The sequence below is a fragment of the Erythrobacter sp. GH1-10 genome (genome assembly GCF_045363165.1).
Lineage (GTDB): Bacteria > Pseudomonadota > Alphaproteobacteria > Sphingomonadales > Sphingomonadaceae > Erythrobacter.
This window is the reverse complement of sequence record NZ_JBJFLP010000001.1, coordinates 2,452,957-2,474,433: the sequence shown is the minus strand read 5'-3', so window position 1 is coordinate 2,474,433 and position 21,477 is coordinate 2,452,957. Positions and strand designations below refer to the sequence as shown.

The 21,477-nt window shown below is 58.5% G+C and carries 18 protein-coding genes and 1 tRNA gene; 6 read left to right on the top strand and 13 right to left on the bottom strand.

What is annotated here, in order from left to right; genetic code table 11:
- Positions 1-5 precede the first annotated feature (5 nt).
- From ACI5KX_RS12275 to ACI5KX_RS12255, 5 genes are all read right to left on the bottom strand, one after another.
- On the bottom strand, positions 6-1,244 hold the full coding sequence (locus ACI5KX_RS12275; protein WP_406810947.1) for an outer membrane beta-barrel protein: 1,239 nt from the start codon (positions 1,242-1,244) through the stop codon (positions 6-8).
- Complete coding sequence (locus ACI5KX_RS12270) at positions 1,235-1,759, bottom strand: polysaccharide biosynthesis/export family protein (protein ID WP_406810946.1); 525 nt, start codon at positions 1,757-1,759, stop codon at positions 1,235-1,237. Before ACI5KX_RS12270 ends, ACI5KX_RS12275 begins: the two co-directional genes overlap by 10 nt.
- A gap of 223 nt (positions 1,760-1,982) precedes the next feature.
- A complete protein-coding gene (locus ACI5KX_RS12265; protein WP_406810945.1) occupies positions 1,983-2,846 on the bottom strand; it encodes a sulfotransferase domain-containing protein in 864 nt (287 codons plus the stop codon).
- Positions 2,847-2,850: 4 nt separating this feature from the next.
- Entirely contained in the window at positions 2,851-4,041 is a 1,191-nt protein-coding gene (locus tag ACI5KX_RS12260; RefSeq protein ID WP_406810944.1) for a DegT/DnrJ/EryC1/StrS family aminotransferase, read from the bottom strand.
- Positions 4,042-4,064: 23 nt separating this feature from the next.
- The gene (locus tag ACI5KX_RS12255; RefSeq protein ID WP_406810943.1) at positions 4,065-6,026 is read right to left on the bottom strand and encodes a polysaccharide biosynthesis protein; all 1,962 of its coding nucleotides are present in this window, start codon (positions 6,024-6,026) and stop codon (positions 4,065-4,067) included.
- A 507-nt stretch (positions 6,027-6,533) separates the two neighbouring features.
- On the opposite strand from ACI5KX_RS12255, the gene ACI5KX_RS12250 reads away from it, so the two are divergent.
- From ACI5KX_RS12250 to ACI5KX_RS12235, 4 genes are all read left to right on the top strand, one after another.
- Positions 6,534-7,772: a glycosyltransferase family 4 protein gene (locus tag ACI5KX_RS12250; protein WP_406810942.1), complete on the top strand. Its 1,239-nt coding sequence runs from the start codon at positions 6,534-6,536 to the stop codon at positions 7,770-7,772.
- Positions 7,772-8,692, top strand: a complete 921-nt coding sequence (locus ACI5KX_RS12245) for a methionyl-tRNA formyltransferase (protein ID WP_406810941.1) — start codon at positions 7,772-7,774, stop codon at positions 8,690-8,692. Before ACI5KX_RS12250 ends, ACI5KX_RS12245 begins: the two co-directional genes overlap by 1 nt.
- On the top strand, positions 8,679-9,365 hold the full coding sequence (locus ACI5KX_RS12240) for a PIG-L deacetylase family protein (RefSeq protein ID WP_406810940.1): 687 nt from the start codon (positions 8,679-8,681) through the stop codon (positions 9,363-9,365). The genes ACI5KX_RS12245 and ACI5KX_RS12240 overlap by 14 nt, the downstream gene beginning before the upstream one ends.
- 642 nt (positions 9,366-10,007) lie before the next feature.
- A complete protein-coding gene (locus tag ACI5KX_RS12235; RefSeq protein ID WP_406810939.1) occupies positions 10,008-11,501 on the top strand; it encodes a hypothetical protein in 1,494 nt (497 codons plus the stop codon).
- A gap of 62 nt (positions 11,502-11,563) precedes the next feature.
- Here ACI5KX_RS12235 and ACI5KX_RS12230 read toward each other — a convergent pair whose 3' ends face one another.
- The 3 genes from ACI5KX_RS12230 to ACI5KX_RS12220 all read right to left on the bottom strand — a co-directional run bounded on the left by ACI5KX_RS12230 (position 11,564) and on the right by ACI5KX_RS12220 (position 15,005).
- Positions 11,564-12,691 (bottom strand): acyltransferase, encoded by a 1,128-nt coding sequence (locus ACI5KX_RS12230; protein WP_406810938.1) that lies wholly within the window; start codon positions 12,689-12,691, stop codon positions 11,564-11,566.
- The gene (locus ACI5KX_RS12225; RefSeq protein WP_406810937.1) at positions 12,688-13,920 is read right to left on the bottom strand and encodes a hypothetical protein; all 1,233 of its coding nucleotides are present in this window, start codon (positions 13,918-13,920) and stop codon (positions 12,688-12,690) included. Before ACI5KX_RS12225 ends, ACI5KX_RS12230 begins: the two co-directional genes overlap by 4 nt.
- A 131-nt stretch (positions 13,921-14,051) precedes the next feature.
- Positions 14,052-15,005 (bottom strand): UbiA family prenyltransferase, encoded by a 954-nt coding sequence (locus ACI5KX_RS12220; RefSeq protein ID WP_406810936.1) that lies wholly within the window; start codon positions 15,003-15,005, stop codon positions 14,052-14,054.
- A gap of 354 nt (positions 15,006-15,359) precedes the next feature.
- On the opposite strand from ACI5KX_RS12220, the gene ACI5KX_RS12215 reads away from it, so the two are divergent.
- Complete coding sequence (locus tag ACI5KX_RS12215) at positions 15,360-16,250, top strand: class I SAM-dependent methyltransferase (protein ID WP_406810935.1); 891 nt, start codon at positions 15,360-15,362, stop codon at positions 16,248-16,250.
- A gap of 232 nt (positions 16,251-16,482) precedes the next feature.
- On the opposite strand, the gene ACI5KX_RS12210 is transcribed toward ACI5KX_RS12215, so the two are convergent.
- Positions 16,483-16,992: a hypothetical protein gene (locus ACI5KX_RS12210; RefSeq protein WP_406810934.1), complete on the bottom strand. Its 510-nt coding sequence runs from the start codon at positions 16,990-16,992 to the stop codon at positions 16,483-16,485.
- Positions 16,993-17,201: 209 nt separating this feature from the next.
- Positions 17,202-17,277 (bottom strand) — tRNA-Val (locus ACI5KX_RS12205).
- 108 nt (positions 17,278-17,385) lie between these two features.
- Between ACI5KX_RS12205 and ACI5KX_RS12200 the strand changes: the two genes are divergently transcribed.
- Complete coding sequence (locus tag ACI5KX_RS12200; RefSeq protein WP_406810933.1) at positions 17,386-18,372, top strand: asparaginase; 987 nt, start codon at positions 17,386-17,388, stop codon at positions 18,370-18,372.
- 120 nt (positions 18,373-18,492) lie between these two features.
- Here the strand turns inward: ACI5KX_RS12200 and ACI5KX_RS12195 are convergent, their stop codons facing one another.
- From ACI5KX_RS12195 to fmt, 3 genes are all read right to left on the bottom strand, one after another.
- Entirely contained in the window at positions 18,493-19,605 is a 1,113-nt protein-coding gene (locus ACI5KX_RS12195; protein WP_406810932.1) for a zinc-binding dehydrogenase, read from the bottom strand.
- A 70-nt stretch (positions 19,606-19,675) separates the two neighbouring features.
- Positions 19,676-20,437 (bottom strand): tRNA pseudouridine(38-40) synthase TruA, encoded by a 762-nt coding sequence (truA, locus tag ACI5KX_RS12190; protein WP_406810931.1) that lies wholly within the window; start codon positions 20,435-20,437, stop codon positions 19,676-19,678.
- A complete protein-coding gene (gene fmt / locus ACI5KX_RS12185; RefSeq protein ID WP_406810930.1) occupies positions 20,434-21,393 on the bottom strand; it encodes a methionyl-tRNA formyltransferase in 960 nt (319 codons plus the stop codon). Before fmt ends, truA begins: the two co-directional genes overlap by 4 nt.
- Positions 21,394-21,477: the final 84 nt, after the last annotated feature.

Sequence of the window (21,477 nt, the reverse complement as noted above, 5' to 3'; positions counted from 1 at the left end):
ACTTCCTAGAATCGAAAGCGAATTCCGAGACTGCCCCGAAAACGATCGAATTGCTCAAGCGGCAAGTCGCTATCGCGCGATCCGTAGCCGAGCTGTCCGACCAGCGAGAGATTGCGGCCGACCAAATATTCGACATCTGCCCGTGCAATCACCGTCTGTTCGCTGATCGCAGCATCGACGAATGCGCTGTCGCGATAGCCGACGCTGACGCTGGAGAAGAGGTTGTGACGGATTTCCTGCTGCCAGGTTATCCTTACGGTCGTGTCGGTTCGGCCGCTTGCACCACCCCGAAAAGTTGCCACGTCTCCCCGCGAAGCGTCGAGAATCAACGCCATCCGGCGTGTTGGTCGATAGGTGAGCATTCCCTCCAACGAGAGCCCGGTGCGTGCGTCGAGAAGAGGATCGGAAGGCTCGCTCCTAAACACGCCGCCGGAGATCGATCCTTCGAAGAATCCACCGGGCAGTATCTCGACGCCAACGCGCCCGCCGTAAATAGTCGCATCGCGATCGATCCCCTGGCTGGATACCGCTAAACGGAAATCGCGTTTGGTAACGAATGCTGAAGCTGTCGCGAACATCCGCCCTCCGACTTTGAAGCCGAGTTTTGCGGTTCCGCCGTAGACGGTGAAGTCGCGATCATCATCGATTGGCGCTCGCGCGTCGAACTTGGTCGCTTCGGCGCCGACATCGAGCAGCAGTTTGCCCTGCGCTCGGCGATAACCGACGCGCGCAGATGAAATATCGATTTGCCTCGGGCCCAGCGCAGTCGATTGGCGTGCCTCCGGGTCGCCCCTGTCCTCTATGGCGCGTTCCCAACTTGCACCAAGGCTTAAGGTCTCGGCCTCGCGAGGTTCCCAAGTCAAACCGAGTCTGAATAGCGCGGCGTCGGAGTTCTGTTGAATCTGATCCATGAATCGTCGTGCTGTGATGCCAGCGACGAAGCTCGTTGTGACGTCTCCGGTTCGATGGGTCAGTTCGGTTTGGGTCGAAAGGACGAATACGCCATCGCTCGTCGGATCGTCCGGCAGCGCGAAGACATTGTCGTCGTATTCGATCCGGACATCACCTTCGACGCTGAGTTCGACCGTACCGAGGAAGATTGGCGCCGGGTCGAACTCCGGATCGTCGCGCGGGATGGCAGGCGCAACATCCGGCATGGATTGCGCGCTTAGCGTGGCTGGTGTAGCGGCGATGATGACCGCGAGCGCCTTGATCGGGACGCTTTGCAAGTTCTTCAGAACCATTTTTCGAGAACGCGGATTCGGTCGCCCGGTGTGATCGGCGTCTGGTTGGTCGCGGTGCCGACCACATCGCGCCCATCGATTGTCCGGGTAATCTCGACCTCGTCGCTTTTCGCCCGGTAGGTATAGCCGCCCGCGGCCGCAATCGCAGCCTGAACCGTCATTCCCTGACGATACTCGAATTCACCGGGGCGGTTTACCTCACCCAGTACGTAATATGGGCGCAACTGGGCGGGTTGAACGTTGACTTCCGGTTCATTGAAGATGCCAGCCGCCCGGTAAGCCTGTTCGATCCTTTCCTTCACTTGCGGAATGGTGAGGCCGCGAACCTGCAACTCATCGATGTAGGGAAGGGAGATCGTGCCTGCCCCACTGACGGTGTACTCGCCATCCGTGTTGTCGATGTCGTCTATGGCAATCCGGATACTGTCGCCGGTTTCCACCTGCTGGGGACCGACCGGCGCCGCAGGAATTGGCTCGAGGCTCGCAAGGCCGCTGCTGCAGCCTGCTAATGACATAGCCATTGCGATGGGGATTAGCGCTACTCGCGCTCTAGCTGCGATCCATCCCATTGTGACCTCCCCGAGAGTTGGCTCCCGCCCGTTTTCTGCTGCCAAGGCTAGACCAACTCGGCCGCAAAGTGTGTGCGCATTTGGTGAGTTTCAGATTCAATCGTCTCTGCTTCGACCCTTTAGGTGAATCGCTTCCATTCTTTTGGATTAGCCAGACCGAATAGGTGTCTCAAGCGGCTTCGGCCTTGTTGCCGTCTTCGCGTTTGGCGCGCCAGTCCGAAAGGTCGAGTCCGAGAAGGACTTCGGTTTGCCGGATATCTTCCCGATAGAAGTTCTCAAGATCCGAATGCAGATTATCGGATAGGGGCGGGTAAACTATTTCGCGAGCGAGAAGCGAACGAGCGTTTTCGAACCAGGGACGCCCGCGAAAAGGCTTCGCGCTTTCCTTGAGCGGCGCGAGCAGATTGCGGACGGGAAGGGGGAGTATGCGGGCTTTGCTGTCGTTCTCACGCCTTTTTGCAAGATCGTGGTCGAACACCGGATCAACGCCGATGTGTCGAGATACCTGCTCGACGATGGTGCGCGGATCCGATTTCACATCCTCGAAACGAAAGGCCAGGATCTGCTCTCGTGGGAAATGATCCAGCCAACCGCGGATGTGCTGCCCATAGAGGCCATCGAGGAGAAAGCGGGGATACTCATTGTTCGGGAATGAAAGGTATTTTTCCGGCGTACCGTCGACCAGGCCTCGTCGAAAATACATCTTATAGTCGGAATAGGCGCGCTCGATCGGATTGCGCAATTGGACCACCAATCTTGCATTCGGAACCAAGCCGGCAATCCGTGAGGGGACTCGCGGATCGGAAAGATAGTCTGCAGACTTCTCGCCCAGAATGGTGGCCCCTGCAGGCGCTCCCGCGAACCAAGCTCGGTAGTGAGCTTCACCCTGATGATATTCTCGCGAGAAGAAGTGAGGCTCCGGGTCGGGCATGAAGATCGCGGGGTTCGATTGCAGTTGCGTCTGGATCCAGGTCGTAGCCGCCTTCGCCGCTCCGATGACGATGAAATGAGGCAGCTCGTTTCTCGCTGTCACGGCTTTACTCCTCCAGCGCCGCGAGCAGCGCGTCGGCGATGCGGTGCATGTCATGCTGCGACAAGGTGTGGTCGACAGGGACCATGATTGTACGCGTTCCAAGTTCACGAGCCACCTGAAGTTGGCCGTCTGCTATCACCTCCATTCCCGCAAATGCCTTTTCCCGGCTCATGTCCGGGCAGGAACCGCTTCCTGCCGGAATTCCGCTCGCATGCAATCGATTGATCACCTGCGCTCGATAACCCTCGACATCCTCGGGAAGGGTGAGCTGCACGTAGAACTTGTACCATGCGTGGTTGATTTCCGGTGCGGGCAGGGGAAGCCGCAGTCTTTCGTCGCCGGCAAATCTTGAGAGGAGCACCTCGGCATTTTTCGAGCGTTGCTCTAGCCAGATCGGGAGCTTCTCCAGCTGCCGCAGGCCGATGGCGGCCTGGAATTCGGTTAGGCGAAAGTTCGATCCCGGCAGATCGTGGATAAAGCGGAATTGGCCCGGTTCTCCCTGCCCATCGCTCATCTTGGCGAAATTCTTGCCGTGGTCTTTGTAGCTTCGACCAGCCTCGTAATGCGCCTCGTCCTTGAAAAGCACGAGGCCGCCTTCGCCGGCTGTCGACATGATCTTGTCGGTGCAAAAAGAGAATGCCGCTGCGTCGCCGAACGAACCGACGCGTTTTGAAGCGATTGACGCCCCGTGGGCCTGTGCGCAGTCCTCGACGAGAAGCAGATCGTGTGCGTCGGCGATTTCCTGAAGCGCGGTCATTTCGCAGGGCCAGCCGGCGAGGTGGACGCATAAAATGGCTCTGGTCCTGTCGGTGACGAGCCTTTCGACCGATGCGGGATCCAGATTTTGGCTGTCGCTCGACACATCGGCAAACGCCGGTCTTGCTCCGACCGCCAGAATGGCGCTTGCAGACGCGAAGAACGAGCGTGCGGAAACGATTACCTCGTCCCCCTGGCCAATTCCAAGCGCTCGAAGTGCCACTTCGAGAGCAAGCGTGCCGTTCGCGACACAGAAGCCATGCTTGGCACCGCAGTATTGCGTGAATGCCTGCGCAAATGCGGCTGTCTTTTCGCCGTGAACCAGGCCGTTCACGCGCCCCGATCTCAAAACGAGCGTGGCAGCCTCAATCTCGTCCGGTTCAAAGCGGGGCCATTGGCTGTGCACCGGAGCCAGCGCCTCCTGTGGGCGGAGTTCCATCGCGATTCCCGCATTCTTCATGATCAAACCGGATCCAGCGAGCGAGCTACCCTGCTTGAGCGCTTGGGCATCCGCAGATCGAACTTCACGCCGCTGCTGGGAAGTCTGGCGAGATGGTGCGTAATGCGCTTCGCTTCCTCGCGATCGCCTTCGCGTACCGCCATTTCGAGCCGTTCGAGGCTCTTTTTAATGAATGGCAATGGGATAGGCTGCGAGCGCGCTTCGATAATCCCCTCGAGCCGGGAATCGACCTGTTCTTCGCAATTGTCGAACAGTTCTTCGAAGAGCTTTTCGCCTGGTCGCAATCCGACAATTTCGATCGGTACGTCGACTTCCGGCTCGAGCCCGTAGGCCGAGATCAGTCGATATGCGAGATCGATGATTCTAACGGGGTTGCCCATATCGAGCACGAAAATCGTGCCGCGCTCGGTATCTTTTTCCAGAGCAAACGAGCTGCTTTGTAGAATCAGTTGCACAGCCTCGCGCACTGTCATGAAGAAGCGCTCGATGTCTGGATGCGTGACAGTCAGCGGTTTTCCTTGCTCGAGTTGCCGCTGGAACAAGGGCAGGATCGAACCACTTGAACCGAGCACGTTGCCGAACCGGACAGTCATGAAGCGGGGAGCGTTGGGGTCGTCTACGCCGCACATGTCCAGCGCTTGACTGTAGAGCTCTCCGACCCGCTTGGTCGCGCCCATCATGCCGACCGGGTTGACGGCCTTGTCCGTAGACACTTGAACCATCGCGCGCGCTTCGAATTCGCACACGGCATCGGCGATGGTCTTGGTCCCGAGTACGTTCGTCAACACGCCTTCGCAGGGATTGGATTCGACAATCGGTACATGCTTCAAAGCGGCAGCATGGTAGACGATCGCAGGGCGGTGCTCCGCGAAGACCCTCCGAACTTTGCGTGCATCGCGGATGTTGCAGACTTCCGACCGGATATCGAGATCGGGAAATCGCTCTCTCAGCGTCATCTCGATCTCGTACAAATTGAATTCCGAATGATCGACCAGCACCAGCCGCGATGGCTTGAAGCTGGCGATCTGTCGGCAAAGCTCGCCTCCTATCGTGCCTCCTGCACCCGTGGTCAGCACGCAATTGCCTTCAACCTGACCGGCAATCAATTTGTCATTTGTCTTGTACTCGTTGCGTCCCAGCAGGGATTTCACGTCCAGTTCCTGAGGGCGATTGGGGTGGGTCTTGAGCAGGATTTCGCTCCAGCAGTCCCGAATGCGCGAAAGCTCGAGACCCAGTTCCTTTGCCCGGTGAGAGAGGCGCGCGATTTCCCGTTGGCTCAGATGTATTCCGTCATCGCTTGCGATGACGATCGTCGGACGGCGTCCCTGCAACGCAAGCGACTCCACTACCTCGACAAGCATGTCGTGGCTGCCGAGCACCTTGGCCTTGCCCACCCGGTCGATCGGGTCACTGATCGAGGGCAAGAGGACCCCTGCGACCTCGAAATTTGGGCTGTCTTCGGCCTTGATCAGATCAAGAACTGACAGCGCCCACTGCGGAGATCCGACCAGAAGTGCAATTCCCTGGTTTTCGTCCAGCGGCTTTGTCGACAGCGCTTTGGCGACGGTCTTGGGCTTAAGCCCTTCCTGCACCGACCGTCGCAACGAACGCGCGCCCATCATGAGCGCAATCGTTAGCAACCAGTGCGTCAGCGCGGCTGCGAAGAACCCGATACCCGGGGATTTCGCAAGCATTGTCAGTGTTGCCGACCACGCAATCGCGTTGGCGATCAAACTCACCAGCACGACCATCATCGCATGCCCGAAGCCGAAGAACCGCCAACTGCGATTGTAGAGGCCAGAAATGTAGAAGACTAAAGCCGCGGATCCGACGAAGATCGCGGCGACGGAGGAAGAGAAGAATTGCTCAGCCAGGCTTGGAGCGAAAATCAGGGAAGCGGTTATGTAGAGGCTCGTCAGGACCGCAAAGCAGTCGACCCCGCCAAGAACTACCCGGCGCAGCAATCTCCGCAGGCTTGCCCTTCGCTTTCCGATTTTCGGTTTACGACGGCTTGGCCGAAGCCCGACAATCTTCTCGATGCGAGCGGGTTCAGAGTGAGGTTTCGGAACGGGACCAGTCGAAGACTTTCGCTCCATCTTCCTGTTCCTCCACTAGCCAATGGCGATTGATGTTCGTGACCCGAGGGACCTCGGTGCTTCTCGACTCTGGAGTGATACCGAAACGTGGCGCTGCAAGGCAGGCGGGCAAAGTGGCGATAACCAAAATGGTCGGATATCCGCCGAAGGGGGAAGATCGTTCGGCACCATCGGTCATTCATCGTTGCACCAAAGACCTCCCGGATTCCCGCCGGACGGGCTGATATCGGATGGATATGATCCGGAATGCCGATTGCCCGCAGGAACCCGTCCCCGATAAACATGGACTTATTGCGATGCCGACGGCGCCGACGGGGTCGGTGCGTATCGGCTCTCTCGCGGACAACAAGCTGGTTGGAAAAGGCAAACGTTTTTGTGAAAGTCGTCGTCCTCTCCAGTCTCGCTTTCTCACTTACGAATTTCCGCGGCAACCTTCTCCGTGAAATGTTGGCCAATGGCCATGAAGTGATCGCTGTCGCGCCGGATCACGACGATGCCGTCGCGCGCGAGCTTTCCCGAAGCGGTGTCGACTACAGGGTCATTCCGATGCAGCGGGCCGGGACGAATCCCATTGCCGACCTCCGGCTCTTCGCTGCTTATGTCTGGTTGATGTTGCGCGAGCAGCCCCAGCTGGTGCTTGCTTATACGCAAAAACCGATAATCTATGGCGGGCTGGCCGCGCGGTTTGTCGCTGTACCCCGCTTCTTTGCTTTGATGTCGGGACTTGGCCACGTCTTCAGCCCCGGAAGCAAGACGAGCTCTCTGCTAAGATGGGTGACCAAGAGGCTCTACAGGGAAGCGGTCAGGCGCGCGCGCGCCATCTTCGTCTTCAACGCTGACGACCGACAGGACATGATTGATCTCGGGATCATCGACGCTCGGCAAAAGGTGATCCAAGTTCCGGGTTCTGGGGTCGATCTGGCCAAATTCGAGCGGCAACCCTTATCGCAAGATGGCACCTCGTTTCTCATGATCGCGCGGCTCTTGCGAAACAAGGGAATCCCAGAGTTTCTCGAGGCATCGAAACGTGTCTCGGAGCAGCATCCCGAAAGCCGTTTCTTGATCCTCGGTCATGTCGACGATCAGAATCCGGAAGGCATTACAAAGGCGGAGATTGAGCAATACGGCGAGCAATATCCGGTCGAATTCATTCCGGGCACTGCGGACGTTCGCCCGTATCTTGCGCAATCGTCCGTCTTCGTGCTCCCGTCCTATTACCGCGAAGGTCTCCCTCGCACGATACTTGAAGCGATGGCGGTTGGTCGCCCGATCATCACTACCGATCAGCCGGGTTGCCGGGATCCGATCGAAGAGGGCCAAAATGGCTTCATCGTGCCTCCTCGCGACGCGGGATCGCTGGCCGATGCTATGGAAAAGCTGGCGTCCGATCCCATGCTTGTCGCACGGATGGGCAGGCGCTCAAGAGAGCTCGCCGAGGAAATTTACAGTGACGCCAAAGTGAATCGCCAGCTTCTCGATGCAATGGACCTTTCGGCCCTGAACCCACCACGGGGACCGTCTTCGAACCGCCCAAGCGTGGACCAAAGTGAGCCCACCGCTCGACCGGGCCAACCAGCAATCGATCTCGCGGCAAACGAAGGCGCAGCAAACTGATGCGCGCAGCGGTGGTAGGAGCGGTGGGAAGCACTGCAATACTTCTCGAGGAGCTGGCCAACTCGGACCAGTGGGACGTTCCGATCGTCGTGACGCTGCCGCAGGAGCTCTATAGAAGGCATTCCGATCTGGTCGAACTTTCTCCCTTCGCCGAGCGGCTCGGATCGAGGCTCTTCCGCACCGGGAAAACCAACGATCCCGGAACGCTCCAGGCAATCGACGAGGCCCAGCCCGACTATGTCTTTGTCGTCGGATGGTCCCAGCTTTGCTCCGCTGATTTTCTCGCAATTCGCCCCGGAAAGGTGATTGGCTACCACCCGGCACCGCTCCCGAGATTGCGTGGTCGCGCGGCGCTTCCATGGACGATTTTGCTGGATGAAAGAATTACAGCAGGTAGCCTGTTTTGGATGGGTGAGGGCACCGATGACGGTGACCTTCTGGCTCAGCACTACTTTCATCTTGCAGGCGACGAGACTGTAGCCGAGCTTTATGATCGCCACATGCGGTGCCTCTCCCGGATGCTTCAAGAGGTTCTGCCTTCGTTGGCTGCAGGGGATGAAACCCGAACCCGGCAGGATGAGCGTTGTGCAACATGGGCTGCCAAGCGAACACCCGCGGACGGTCTGATCGACTGGCACGACGACACCCGATCCATCGATAGACTCATTCGGGCCGTGGGTCGGCCCTATCCTGGCGCCTACTCGTTTGTTGGCAAACGCAAGATCACGATCTGGCGTAGTGAGATCGTGACGCAGCCGAGCAGGTATCACGCGAAAGCAGGACAGATCGTTGAACGCGAGGAAGGGACCCTTCGCATCGCAACGAAAGATGGTCTGCTCGCGTTGACTGATTGGGAAATCGAAGGCGAAAAGCCGCCCTTGCTGCATTCCATCCTTAGGAGCGAGCGTGCCACTGATTGAGAATTTCGGGCGGACTTTGGTGATCGCGCCTCACCCAGACGATGAGGTTTTGGGATGCGGAGGCACGATTGCACGACTGGTTGCCCAAGGTGATGAGGTGCAAGTCCTGGTTGCCACCGAGGGAAAGCCGCCGCAGTTTCCGCAGGATGGGGTAGAGCGGGTGCGGGAGGAAATGCGCATAGCCCATGCGACGCTCGGTGTAACGCAAACGCATCAACTCGATCTGCCTGCCGCAGCACTCGACACCGTGCCTGCAAGCAAGGTCAATGCAGCGATCGCCGAGCGAATCGACTCGATTCGTCCTGAGACCCTCCTGCTTCCCTTTTTCGGCGACATTCACAGTGACCATCAGATCGTCTTCACTGCCGCAATGGTTGCCGCAAGACCCCGTAGCGCGCAGGCTCCGCGACAGATCCTGTGCTACGAAACCCTTTCGGAAACAAACTGGTATGCGCCGCCGATGACGCCCGCCTTTACCCCCAATGTCTTTGTCGACATCAGCGATACCCTTTCGAAAAAAATTGAAGCGTTCAAGAAATTCGAGAGTCAGGTGAGGCCATTTCCCGAAGAACGTTCGGTTGAAGCGATTGAAGCTTTGGCACGGCTACGGGGATCGACGGTCTTCCTAAAAGCTGCAGAAGCCTTTGCAACTGTTAGACAAATAGTCAGATAATCTCTGCCTAAGTTCGCATCCAGTACGCTTGCGAAACCGTCAATTTTCCTCAGACATTCCCGATTTCGGGCGAAACCATTTGGAAAGCGTAGTTTTCAACTCCGCCTTAACCAAGCTCGTCGATAAAATCGCAGCTTAGCGAAAACGAGCCACATCTTGTCCGAGTTTCGACACCACGCGTCAAATCGGGATTCCGGCCTTGCCGTTCGTTGGACTAAAGAGCGCTCCGCCGAGGCCCCCCTTCGCGCAGCAGCAAACTCGATGCCAATAATAAGTCGCCAGGTAGAAAATTTGATGACCCGCAGCTTTCTCTGTTCAACGTCGATGCTCGTCTCCGCGCTCGTGGCTTTGACGGGCTGTGGCTCCGATGAAGCGTCGCCCAGTTCCGGTGTGGCGGCTGCTCCATCGCCAAGCCCAAGTCCGTCGCCGAGCCCGAGCCCGAGCCCAAGTCCGTCACCGAGCCCAAGCCCAAGTCCGTCGCCGAGCCCGAGCCCGTCTCCGGCTCCTCCCCCGAGTGCAGGAGCTGCCAACGCGTTCGTCAATCCAGACGACGGGAGCATTCCGGACCGGGCGAACCATCCCATCGCGTTCCCGACGGCTATAGGTTTCGGGGCGCAAACCCGGGTGCGTTCGCCAAATGCCGTGGTCTACAAGATCAACAGTCTCGAGGATTCGGCCAACCCCGGCGACGGTAAGATCACCTATCGTGAGTGCGCGCTGGCCCTGTCGGTGACGTCGCCCTATCAGATCCCTGCGGGTCGCCCACGTTATTGCGTGTTCGAAGTCTCGGGCGCGATCGAACTGCAAAGTCCTGCGTTTATCCAGACACCGCACATCTACATTGCAGGACAGACCTCTCCCGGGGGTATCGAATTCAGACTTGGGGCAAACTACGCTCCGGCAGACTCGCTGATCGATACGCGCCGCGGAGGCGATCATGCGATCATCCGTCATATCCGAGCCCGCCTTGGCGAGCATCCGGATAGGCCTTCTCCGAATGGCGATGCCATACGATGGAACTCCACCAACTTCCAGATCGCCGACCATGTATCGGCAATGTTCGGGACTGACGAAAGCTTTGAAGGCGGATGCCAGACCTGCACAGTTCAGTGGTCGATAATTGGGCCGAACATCTGCCGTGATGCGGGACATTCGAGCACGTCGTTCCACTGCAAGACGTTCTTCTTCAAACCGGCCAAGGACCTTACCCTAGCCTACAACCTCTCGCAGCATGGTGAGCAACGCGGTATTAACATCGCCCCGGGTTCTTTCCCGTTCAACTATGGAGAAGAAGCCCAGATCGATGTGATCGGCAACTTCGTCTACAACTTCGTGCAGGAAAGTGGGCTGGTTTCGAACCAGTATGCACATCCGATCGTCAACTACATTTCCAATACGACCTATGAGGGGCCACGGTTCGTCACTGGTGGGAATGGAAATTTCGGAGCCGCGCTCTACACGAACGTTGACACCTTCGGACATGGTTTCCGGATCAATGCGCAGGATAATATCAGTCCTTTCAATTCCAGCACGGCGGATTTCAAAGGATATTTCGGCTTTTTCAAAGGCACCACGCCAGGTTCGGTTTGCAATGCCTCGAACGGACTGAAGGATTGTTCCGTGACCGGTCTCGACGTCGTGCGTTCTGGTCGGATGGTTTCTGCCAGGGGCGCGGCGAGGAACTGGCTGCAGTCCTGGATGCTGGTGGATTATCGGCAGGCGCAACGGAACGTGCTGAGCTTTGCCGGGGCCGATCGGTGCCGCGATGGACGGTGCCGGGACAACGTCGATGAAATGTTCATTGAAGATGTCCAGACTTGCGACAGATCGCCACGCCTTTTCGAAAGTGGCTGGACTTCGACCGTTGCGGCGACCGGTGGCTACGCGAGGCTGAGAAGCACCGGCGGTCCTTCCGTAGATAGCGACAATGACGGCATGCCCGATGCTTGGGAAAATCAATTTAGCGGCACAAATGCCAATGTCTGGGATGCCAATGATGATCCAGACGGGGACGGCTATCCGAACATCGAGGAATACCTCAATTGGCTCGCGAACGATCACACGCGGTACCGTGATATCTACAATTCGGGTAACGCTACACTTCCACCCTACAATTGCGGAAAGCCGCGCAGGTAGCCGGCGGCTGCCAATTCAAAAGGAAACTTAACGCGTTCTCCAGATTTGGGTTCGCCTGAGCATTAGCTTCCGATTATATACTTCGAGTACTTGCCGGTGGCGGTCTTGATCGCCCACACAATGAGCGTGGTCGAGACAAGCGATATCGCAAATGTCACGAGCACCGCCGCCGCGAGCGCCCAAGACGGATTTCCTTCCGGAACGAACCAACCGACCACCTTTACGATCGGGCGAAGCAGCGGTGCGTGCAGGAAGTATATTCCGAAGGAGTAAGCTGCGATCAGCTTCAGCGCTCTGTTGGTAAGTGGCCCGAAGCGGTCGGAATACGCTCGCAATCCTATCAGCATCAGCAAGGCCAACGCTATGCGTAATACGTAGATTGCGCTTTCTCGGATCGAAGTCGGTCCGACGAATTCGATCCCGGACCGGTCGAGCGCCCAGACTGTCGCTGCGGCAAGAAATGCGACAATTGCGATAGCGGTCGTCGATCGCTGCAACCGCTCGAGTGAATTCTCGGGATCCCTGCCAATCAAGAGGCCGACGGTATAGACGCCGGCGAAGAACAGCAGCATCGAGGGGGTCACCTCAGTTCCGGTCCTCGAGATGACAAGCGGTAAAAGCACCATCAATGCCGCGAACGGTAAGCCAAAGTTGCGATCCTCCAGGAGTCTCAATAGCAGAGGGCTGATAACGTAGAGGACGGCGATGACCGGAATGTACCAGAGGGTATTCCACGCTTCGCCGAACAGAATGTTGTAGGCGATCTGCCCGGCGAGATCGCTCGGCTGAATTGCACCATCTCCCCTCAGCGTCGCAATCCCCGCTAGCGCCAGAGTCAAAACGACGCTCACAAGGATATAGGGCACAACCACTGCCTCGATGCGGGATCGCAAGAACACGCCATGCGGTTTCCGATGCAGGTGATAGGCATACAAGACACCGGAAATCAGCGCGAAATAAACGGTCGAGTTGTGAGACAGGATGTGAAAGGTCGTCCAGACCCATGAGAAGTCACCGGTCACGCCTTCGACGCCTCGCTGGAGCATGGCGTTGTTGGCATGGATCATCACGACGAAGATGATCGCCATGCCGCGAAATCCCTCAAGATATCCGAGATAGGCAACTTTGCCCGGACTTTTGCTCTGGGCTCCACTGTCACGAGACATCGAGATCGAATGATCGCCGCTCATCTCGGCATCTCGTTGTCCGCCCGGAATTTTTCCAGTGCGCTGGGATATTCGCGCGGAAGCATGCTGGCGGGCGGGTTTGGGCAACAGGCTTCGGGGTTGGATGTGCGAGGGTGGTGCAGCGGAGCGATGTTGACGGACAAACATAGCGTCGCGCCAACCCCTGCCCAGATTGCAGCGCCACGAAAGCTGGGTGCAGCGGCGAAGAAGAGGGCGGCCAGCCATTGAGGGCTGTAAAGCAAGGCCTCGTCGGGATTGAAGTAGAGGTAGAAAAGGAGAATGCTCGCAACGGCTCCCAGAAGGCCGAGGGCTTCCGGGCGCCGACTTCCTTTCAGCGCGCGGAAAATCCCCGTTGCAACCAGGGAGACTGTCGTCAGATACGCCATTAGGGCAAACGGGCGGGATATCATCCCCGCCAGCTCCGAAGCGACATATCGACACTGAAGGTAATCGAGCGGTGCGACAAAGGAAAATACGAAAGCGCTTGCAAGGTAATCTTTGATGGTCGCCGCATCGGTGAAGTTTGCGAGATCTGAGTAGCGCCCTAAGTAGTCGTTGTGCCAGCTGGTGCCCGCAAGGCCTTCCGCTGCGATTGCAGGTGAAATGACGGCCAGGGAAACCATCGCGAACGGGATCGCGACGGCGACAAATACAAGCTTGCCAGCCTTCCCGCGTTTCCAGACAGGGGCAAGGCATGCGTAGTAGATTAGCAGAAACGCTATCGAGGGCGCGTTAGCCAGTGCCAGTCCGGCACCAATTCCGCCAGCCATCGTCGCACTGGCGATCATGTATCGTTCTGCGATCTGTGCGATCACGGGCAACAGCAGGACTGCGACGCCGATCATAAGCAAGGTTGCGCCGTAGGTTTCGGCGATGCCGGAATGCGTAGCGGTTCCGAAAGCAGACATCGCCAGAACGGTGAATGCGAGTGAGGCCCATTTCGTTAGTCCGGCCTGTCGAAAATACACAAAGGAGACCGCAGCGACGCCTCCCCATACGGCGGCCATTCCCAAGGCTACCGCGGTCGCATTCGACATGCCTAACCAAACGAGAGGGTGGGCAATGACTGCGGTCAGAATGACTGACAGGGTGTGCTTGTGAACGCCGAGACCGAGATAATTCCCTTCGAGAAGCCATCGCCAAAAGGTCACTGTGTCGGTTCCGAAGATGCAATTGTTGACCAGTGTGGCGGCCTGGGTCGCATCGATCCTCCATGCCGAAGCTGCCGCCACGGCGAATGCGAGAACTAGAGCGGCCCAAAGGTCGGACCAGCGCAGATGCGTGAATCGTTGCCTGAGTTGGACCAAGATCTCGGTCGTAAGTTGCCGAGATCCCGTAGCCTCCGTGTTCTCCATGTCCGATGTCACCAAGCCGCTAGCGTGACCAATATAGCCGCAACGGTGCAGATTTGGCTTTTGCCGTCCTTCAAGGTGAACAGCACGGGATCTTCCGTGATCTTCCCACGGTTCGCGAGAAGAATTGTGCGCACCAGCCAAAAGACCAGGATCGGAACCATGAGCCAAAGCGTGTCCGGGGCACTGAAGCTCTCGGTTACGGTGGAAGAATCGATATACCGCATAAAGATCACGATCGAGGCCATCGCCGAGGCAACCGCAAAAGCGAGCATCACCGGATAATCTTCCACACGATACGCCCTTCCAGGCATTCTGGCTTCGAGATCAGTGAGCTCATTCGCAAGCTCGGAACAACGTTTCACCATCGCCAGCGAGAAGAAGAACAGGCACGAAAAGCCGAGAATCCAGTTGGAGGAATCGATGCCTTGGAACTCGGCTCCAATGGCTTCGTCACCGGCGATGACCCGCAGAACATAGAGGCATGCGATAACAATAACGTCGAAGCCGAGCATACGCTTGAACAAGAGCGTATACGCAACGGAACTCGCAACATAAGTCAGGAGGACCAGGCCGAATTGCCAAGGCAGTTGTGAAGCAATCACACCGCTCAGCAAGAGCAGGATCACAATCATTGCATAACCCGTACGTGCCTCCAGGCGATTGTCGGCAAATACACGAAAACGCTTTTTGTGATGGCTGCGATCAGACTTCCGATCGTTCAGGTCGTTAAACACGTAGGTCGCCGAAGCCGCCAAGGAGAATGCGAAAAAAGCGAGCGTAGCGCTGGTCAATGACGCAGGATCGAAAGAGTGGGTGATGAGGGTCGGCAGGAAGATCAGCAGGTTCTTGGACCATTGCGGAACGCGTAGCGCGGCGAAGACATTGCCGATGAGAGTCATCGGGAATTTCTCTCGCTCCGATGCTGAAAAACCAGCGATCTCTTGTTCGGACTTGTGCACCATTCACTCAGTTTCCGCTGCCCCGTTCGCAACATAGCCGATGTTCGACACGCGCCTTTGACCATTTAGTATTATCGTCCGATTTCCAGCGGCATCACGCAATCAACCTTGCAAGAGTAGGCGAATGCCCGATTGGGGTGGGGCCGAGTGCGTCGATTTTTCAGTACGTTGGACCGAGTTGTGCAAATGGTTTGCGAGACTGTCGGTTGCTCTCACGGTGTCGCGCTTAGTGAGCAGGAGTGGAACTAAAGCATTGAGAGTTCGAGTTCCGATGTGCAGACGAAGGAGCACAGGCTCATGCTTGTGAGAGCTGAAGAGTGCCTTGAAGACCTGAGGTGCCCGATCTCCCAATCCAGATTGGTAGAAACTGGCGATGTTCTCGTCTCCACAGATGACCGTTCAGGGATCAGGCGCGAATACCCGATTGTTGATGGAAAGCCTGTTCTCATCGACTTCGACAATTCCGTAGTGGATCGAGAAACCGTTACAAAGACCAAGGGCGCAAGCGAAGTCGCGCGAAACGAATATTCCGGGCCCGCAGGGTTGCTGAAACGGATCCTCTCACCCGAGAATCGCAACACGCGCGCAAACATCGCAAAGCTACGGGAAATGCTGCACTCGCTTCCGCAGCCTGCCCGCGTCCTGGTTATCGGCGGAGGGTCGGTGGGTCGCTCTCTCAACCCACTCTACGATGACGAGAAGATCGAGATCTACAGCTTCGATATCTATGCGTCGCCCACAGTTCAGTTCGTCGCGGATGCCCACGCTCTTCCGCTTTGCGATGAATTCTTTGATGCCGTCATCGTGCAAGCGGTGCTCGAGCATGTGCTCGAACCTCAAAAGGTCGTCGCCGAGATCTGGAGAGTCCTCAAGCAGGATGGATTGGTTTACGCAGAAACCCCCTTCATGCAGCATGTCCACGAAGGCGCGTACGACTTCACGCGATTCACCGAAAGTGGGCACAGATATCTCTTCCGTCGATTCAGGCTTATCGATTCAGGTGTCTGCGGTGGGCCGGGAATCCAGCTCATGTGGTCGGCGGACTATTTCGCGCGCTCACTCTTCCGGTCCAGATTGGCCGGCAAGATCGCAAAGCTGGCATTCTCTTGGGCGCAAATCTTCGATCTTGTGATTCCACGAGATTTCGCGATCGACGCCGCGAGCGGAACGTATTTTCTGGGAAGGAAGTCGCTGGATACGATCGGTCCACGGCAGATCGTTTCACACTATCAAGGCGCGAGCGGCTAAAGCGCTCAATTTCATACTCTTTCTTGCCCTCATGCCAGAGGGGGCTGGCTCGCCAATGAAGCTGAGTTTCTGCGAATTGGAATCCTGCTTACGACCTTTTCGTCCAATGCTCCTGCTCGATTGCGTTCCTTGGAACTCGGATATGATTAACAAGCAACTCGGTTCTCTAACGAGTAAGGCCATGGAATGCAGCCCCAATCAGTTTCAAGTGCCATGTAAAGTCATGCACTTGTTACGCGTATGTAGAGGCCATCCTTGGCCAGGAATGAGCCCAAATGCACAGCAGAATTCTAAAGCTTGGGATGGTTATCGCGTTGCCAGTATTGGCAGCTGAAAGCGCCTGCATGGCCGCAGTGCGATGTTCAACAACCGCGGTAGAGGCGATGATTGCCACTGCACGATCTACCGCGTCACTCACCTCATTCGCCGCGGCTCTTGCAATGTCAAATAAAACAGCAGCCTGAGCCACGCTTAGTGGATCACTATTGTCAAGATTTGCTCCGAAGTGGTTATAGGCATTCCTTGCAGCCGAGCCGTCGGCGCCGCGAGCAGCAGCCGCAGCCGAAAAATTGTTGGCTTGTGCGGGTTCGTTTTGTGCGTCTGTTTTGCGCGCACTGGCATTGAGGATTGCTGTTTCGGCCTGATCCAGCGGGAATAGTAACCGTGTAGTGGAAAGTAGCGTGTTCGAAACGCAAACCCTCTCGTTTAATGCACAATCTGAAGTGCAGCAAATGAGCGTCAAATCTGCAGCGAACGTGCAATGCGTCCTCCGACCGCAAAAATCGGCAGCTAGAGAGCCGGGACTAATTGTTGGACTGCCTGCGACGACCAAAAGTGTCTCTTGCGAGAATTGTAAGTTATTGAACTTACGCGTGTCGATTGGAAGTGGTGCGATAAGACCACGCAGTCAATTCTCCTCAAGAAATCGAATCCAAAGGAGAATTGACTGCGTGGTGGGCGATGACAGGCTCGAACTGCCGACCCTCTCGGTGTAAACGAGATGCTCTACCAACTGAGCTAATCGCCCTACGGCCTCGCGCTCCATCGGAGCGGGTGAGCGCTATCTAGCGGCAAAAAGCTCAAAATCAATTGCGCATGTGGTGGATTTCGCAATGCGCGGCTAAAGGCAGCGGGCATGACCGACCCGCGCATCCTCGTTCTCGGCACCGGCGGAACCATCGCCGGGAGGGCCGCAAGTTCGACCGGCAAGGCCTATGCTGCGGGCGAAGTGCCGCTCGACACGATGCTGGGCGAGATTCGCGCGCTGGGATTGGAGGCAGAGTTGCTGCCCAAGGCCGTCGCCCGGATCGGCTCGCAGGATATCGGCTGGACCGAGTGGGATGCGCTCCACCGCGAAATCACCGTGGCACAAGACGATACAGGCGTCGACGGCATCATCGTCACCCATGGCACCGACACCGCCGAGGAAACCGCTTACTTGCTCGACCTGACGCTGGCGGCGGGCAAGCCGGTGGTGCTGGTCGGGGCCATGCGGCCCGCCGATGCGGTCGGCAGCGACGGCATGCGCAATTTCGCCAATGCGGTACGGGTCGCGGGCGATCCGAATGCCGCAGGACGCGGGGTGATGGTGGTTATGGGCGATACCGTCTTCGCCGCTGCCGACGTGCGCAAGGCTGCGACCGCGAGCGTCGATGCGTTTCGGGGCTTCCCGCGAGGACCGCTGGCAAGGGTGACGCCGTCGAGTCTAGACTGGTTCGCGCCGCCACATCGTACCGCACAACCGCCCCGTTTCGCATGGCCCGAAGCACTGCCCCGCGTCGCGATCCTCACCGCCGGGGCGGGAATGGACTCAAAACCGGTCGAGGCGCTGCTCGGCATCGGCTGCAAGGGTATCGTGATCGCGGGGATGGGACAGGGCAACGCGCCGCGCGTGGTGCTCGATGCTCTCGAAGCCGCGGTCGATGCGGGCGTGCCGGTGGTCCGATCGAGCCGCGTCGACGAGGGCATGGTCGATCGCAATGTCGAGGTCGACGATGACGCGCGCGGTTTTGTCGCCGCGCGCGCGCTCGGCCCGGCCAAGGCGCGCATCCTGTTGATGGTCCTGATCGCGAACGGGGTCACCGACCCTGCGGCGATCCAGGCAGCATTCGATCAGCCGTAGGCGTCCAAAATCCAGAACCGCTCGTGCCGAGCGCGTCGAAGCACCGTCTTTCTTGCTTGCGGGCGTCGCATTTGAAGAAAGTACGACCCTTCGACAGGCTCAGGGTGAGCGATGTGAGAACTAGCCCCAGGGCGTGACGAGGTACTTTTCGCCGGTCTTCATCTGGCGATAGTCGGTGATCGCATCCTTCGTCAGCATGCCTTCGAGATCGACCTTGGTCTTGTAGCTTGAAGCGAACGTCGTCGTCAGGTTTTCGAGCACACGCTGGCGCATCCGCATCACGGTTTCCATCCCGGCGTTCTGCAGGAACGGGGTCAGCAGCCAGCCCGAAAGCGTCCAGCCGAAACCGTAGCTCGGGGTCAAAGTCGTAGGTCCGAAATCGAGGCGGCCATAGATGAACATGCGCTTTTGCTGGTTCGATCCGTAGCGCGAATATTCGGTCATCTTGGCGACTGCGACCTGTTCCATCGCCTTGAAGCAGGTATCGACCATCTGCCCGCCGCCGATCGGATCGAAACCGTAATAGGCATCGGTCTCGTCGATCGCGGCTTTCAACTGCTCCATGAAATCGGGGTCGGACGAGTTCACCACATGGGTTGCGCCCTGGTCCTTGAGCAGCTTCATCTGCTCGTCCTTGCGCACGATGTTGACGAGGCCCATGCCGTCTTCGAGACAGATGCGGTTGAGCATCTGGCCGAGGTTCGAGGCCCCGACCGTGTGGAGAATCGCCTTTGCGCCGTCCATCTTGGCATTCTCGACGAAGCCGAGCGCGGTCATCGGATTGACGAAGCTCGAAGCACCTTCCTCGGCGCTGTGATCGCCAAGCGGCAGGCACATCATCGCATCGGCGATGGCATACTGGCTGAACGCGGTACCCGGCACGCAGGCGACCCGCTGGCCCATCAGCGCCTTGGCAGCATCGCCGTCTCCGGTCGCGACAACCGTGCCCGCGCCTTCGTTGCCGGCGGGGAGTTTCTGTCCGTGGCGTGCCTTCTGGCCGGAGAGGAACGGTTCCGGCATCTTGGCCACGACCTTGCCGGTCGAGTAGTCGGCATGGTCGAAATCGGCCGCACCGGTCAGGATTGCGAGGTCGGACGGGTTGATCGGAGCGGCTTCCATCTTGACCAGCACCTGGTTGCCTGTCGGCTCGGGGAAGGTCTTTTCGTCGAGCTCGAGCGTCAGTTCGCCGCCTGCGTCGAGCGTGGTGAAAAGTTGCTTGCCGGTATGGGCCATGATCCGTCTCCTGTTGCTGTTTGTCCCGGAGGTAGGCCCGCCAATCCCGCTTGGCTAGGGTGACGTTGGATCAATCGGCAGCGGGATAGACCGCTTCGACGAAATAGAGCCCGTGGGGCGGTGCGTTGAGACCCAGTTCGGCGCGATCACGCGCGGCAAGCGCTTTCCCGACCTGTTCGACCGCCCATGTGCCCTGGCCGACCAGCTTCAGGCATCCGACCATCGAGCGCACCTGGTGATGCAGGAAACTGCGGGCTTCGACATGGAAGTGGATCTCGGGGCCGAAATCCGCTTCCGCCCGCACCACGTCCAGCCGGTCGAGTGTTTTGACAGGGTCTTTCGCCTGGCAATGGACCGAGCGGAAGGTGGTGAAATCGTGTCGCCCGACCAGCGCTTGCGCGGCGTTCTGCATAGCCTCGATATCCAGTTCCTGCGCGACTTGCCACGCACGGTCGCGGGCAAGCGCAAGCGGCGCGCGGCGATTGACGATGCGGTAGAGATACTTGCGACCCACACAGGAAAAGCGCGCGTGCCAGTCATCGGCGACGACTTCGCAATGGTTTATCGCGATCGGATCGGGGCGCAGGTGCGCGTTGAGCGCTTCCATCAGGCGGAACGGCGCGATGTCCTTGTCGAGATCGACATGGCTTCGCATCGCCAGCGCATGGACACCGGTGTCGGTGCGGCCTGCGCTGTGAAGCACCGCTTTCTCGCCGGTGGTACGGTGGAGTGCGTCTTCGATCGCCTGCTGCACGCTTGGCCCGTGCTTCTGGCGCTGGAGCCCCTGAAACGGCGTGCCGTCGAATTCAAAGGTGAGCGCGAAACGGGTCAATCGAGCACCGTGCCTTTGGCTACTGCCCGCCCGCGCAAGAAGGCCTCGCGCGCCATGGCCGGTTTGCCGGCGCGCTGGAGGCGGGTTGGGCGGATTGCGTCTTCACCGCACGCCACGGTGAAATCGTCGTCGAGGACTTCGCCCACCTGCGAGCTCCCGCGTAGGCGGGAGCCTCCTTCATCCGGCACAAGGTCCCCGCCTTCGCGGGGACTCGGGATTGCTTCCGCGCCCAACAATTTGATTCGTTCCTGTTCCAGTTCGAACCACGCGCCCGGGAAAGGCGCGAGGCCGTGGACATGACGCACCAGTTCGCGCGCCGGGCGCGACCAGTCGATCCGCGCTTCGGCCTTGTCGATCTTGGGAGCGTAGGTGGCAAGCGCGTCGTCCTGCGGTTGCGGGGCGTAGCCGTCGAGATCGGCCAGCACTTCGACCATCGCGCTCGCGCCCAGTACGGACAGCTCCTCGGTCAGTTGGCCCGTCGTCTTGTCGTCGATCGGCGTGCGGACGATGTGCAGCATCGGACCGGTATCGAGCCCGGCCTCCATCTGCATGATCGTGACGCCGGTTTCCTCGTCGCCCGCCATGATCGCGCGGTGGATCGGCGCCGCCCCGCGCCAGTGCGGCAGGATCGAGGCGTGGATGTTGAGGCAGCCATGCCTGGGCGCATCGAGGATCGGCTGCGGCAGGATCAGGCCGTAAGCGGCGACCACCGCGACATCGGCATCGAGCGCGGCGAATTCGGCCTGCGCTTCCTCGCCCTTCAGCGATTTCGGCGAGCGTACCGGAATGCCCAGTTCGTCCGCCTTGGCTTGCACCGGCGAGGGGCGCAGCTTCTTGCCCCGACCCGCCGGGCGCGGCGGCTGGGTGTAGACGCACACCACCTCATGCCCCGCTTCGTGCAGCGAAACCAGCGCCGGGACGGCGAAATCGGGCGTTCCCATGAAGATTATGCGCATAGCAAAAGCCTTGAAAAAATATCCGTTCGCCCTGAGCTTGTCGAAGCCCTGTCTTTTCTTCTAGCGCGGCCCATAAAGAGAAGT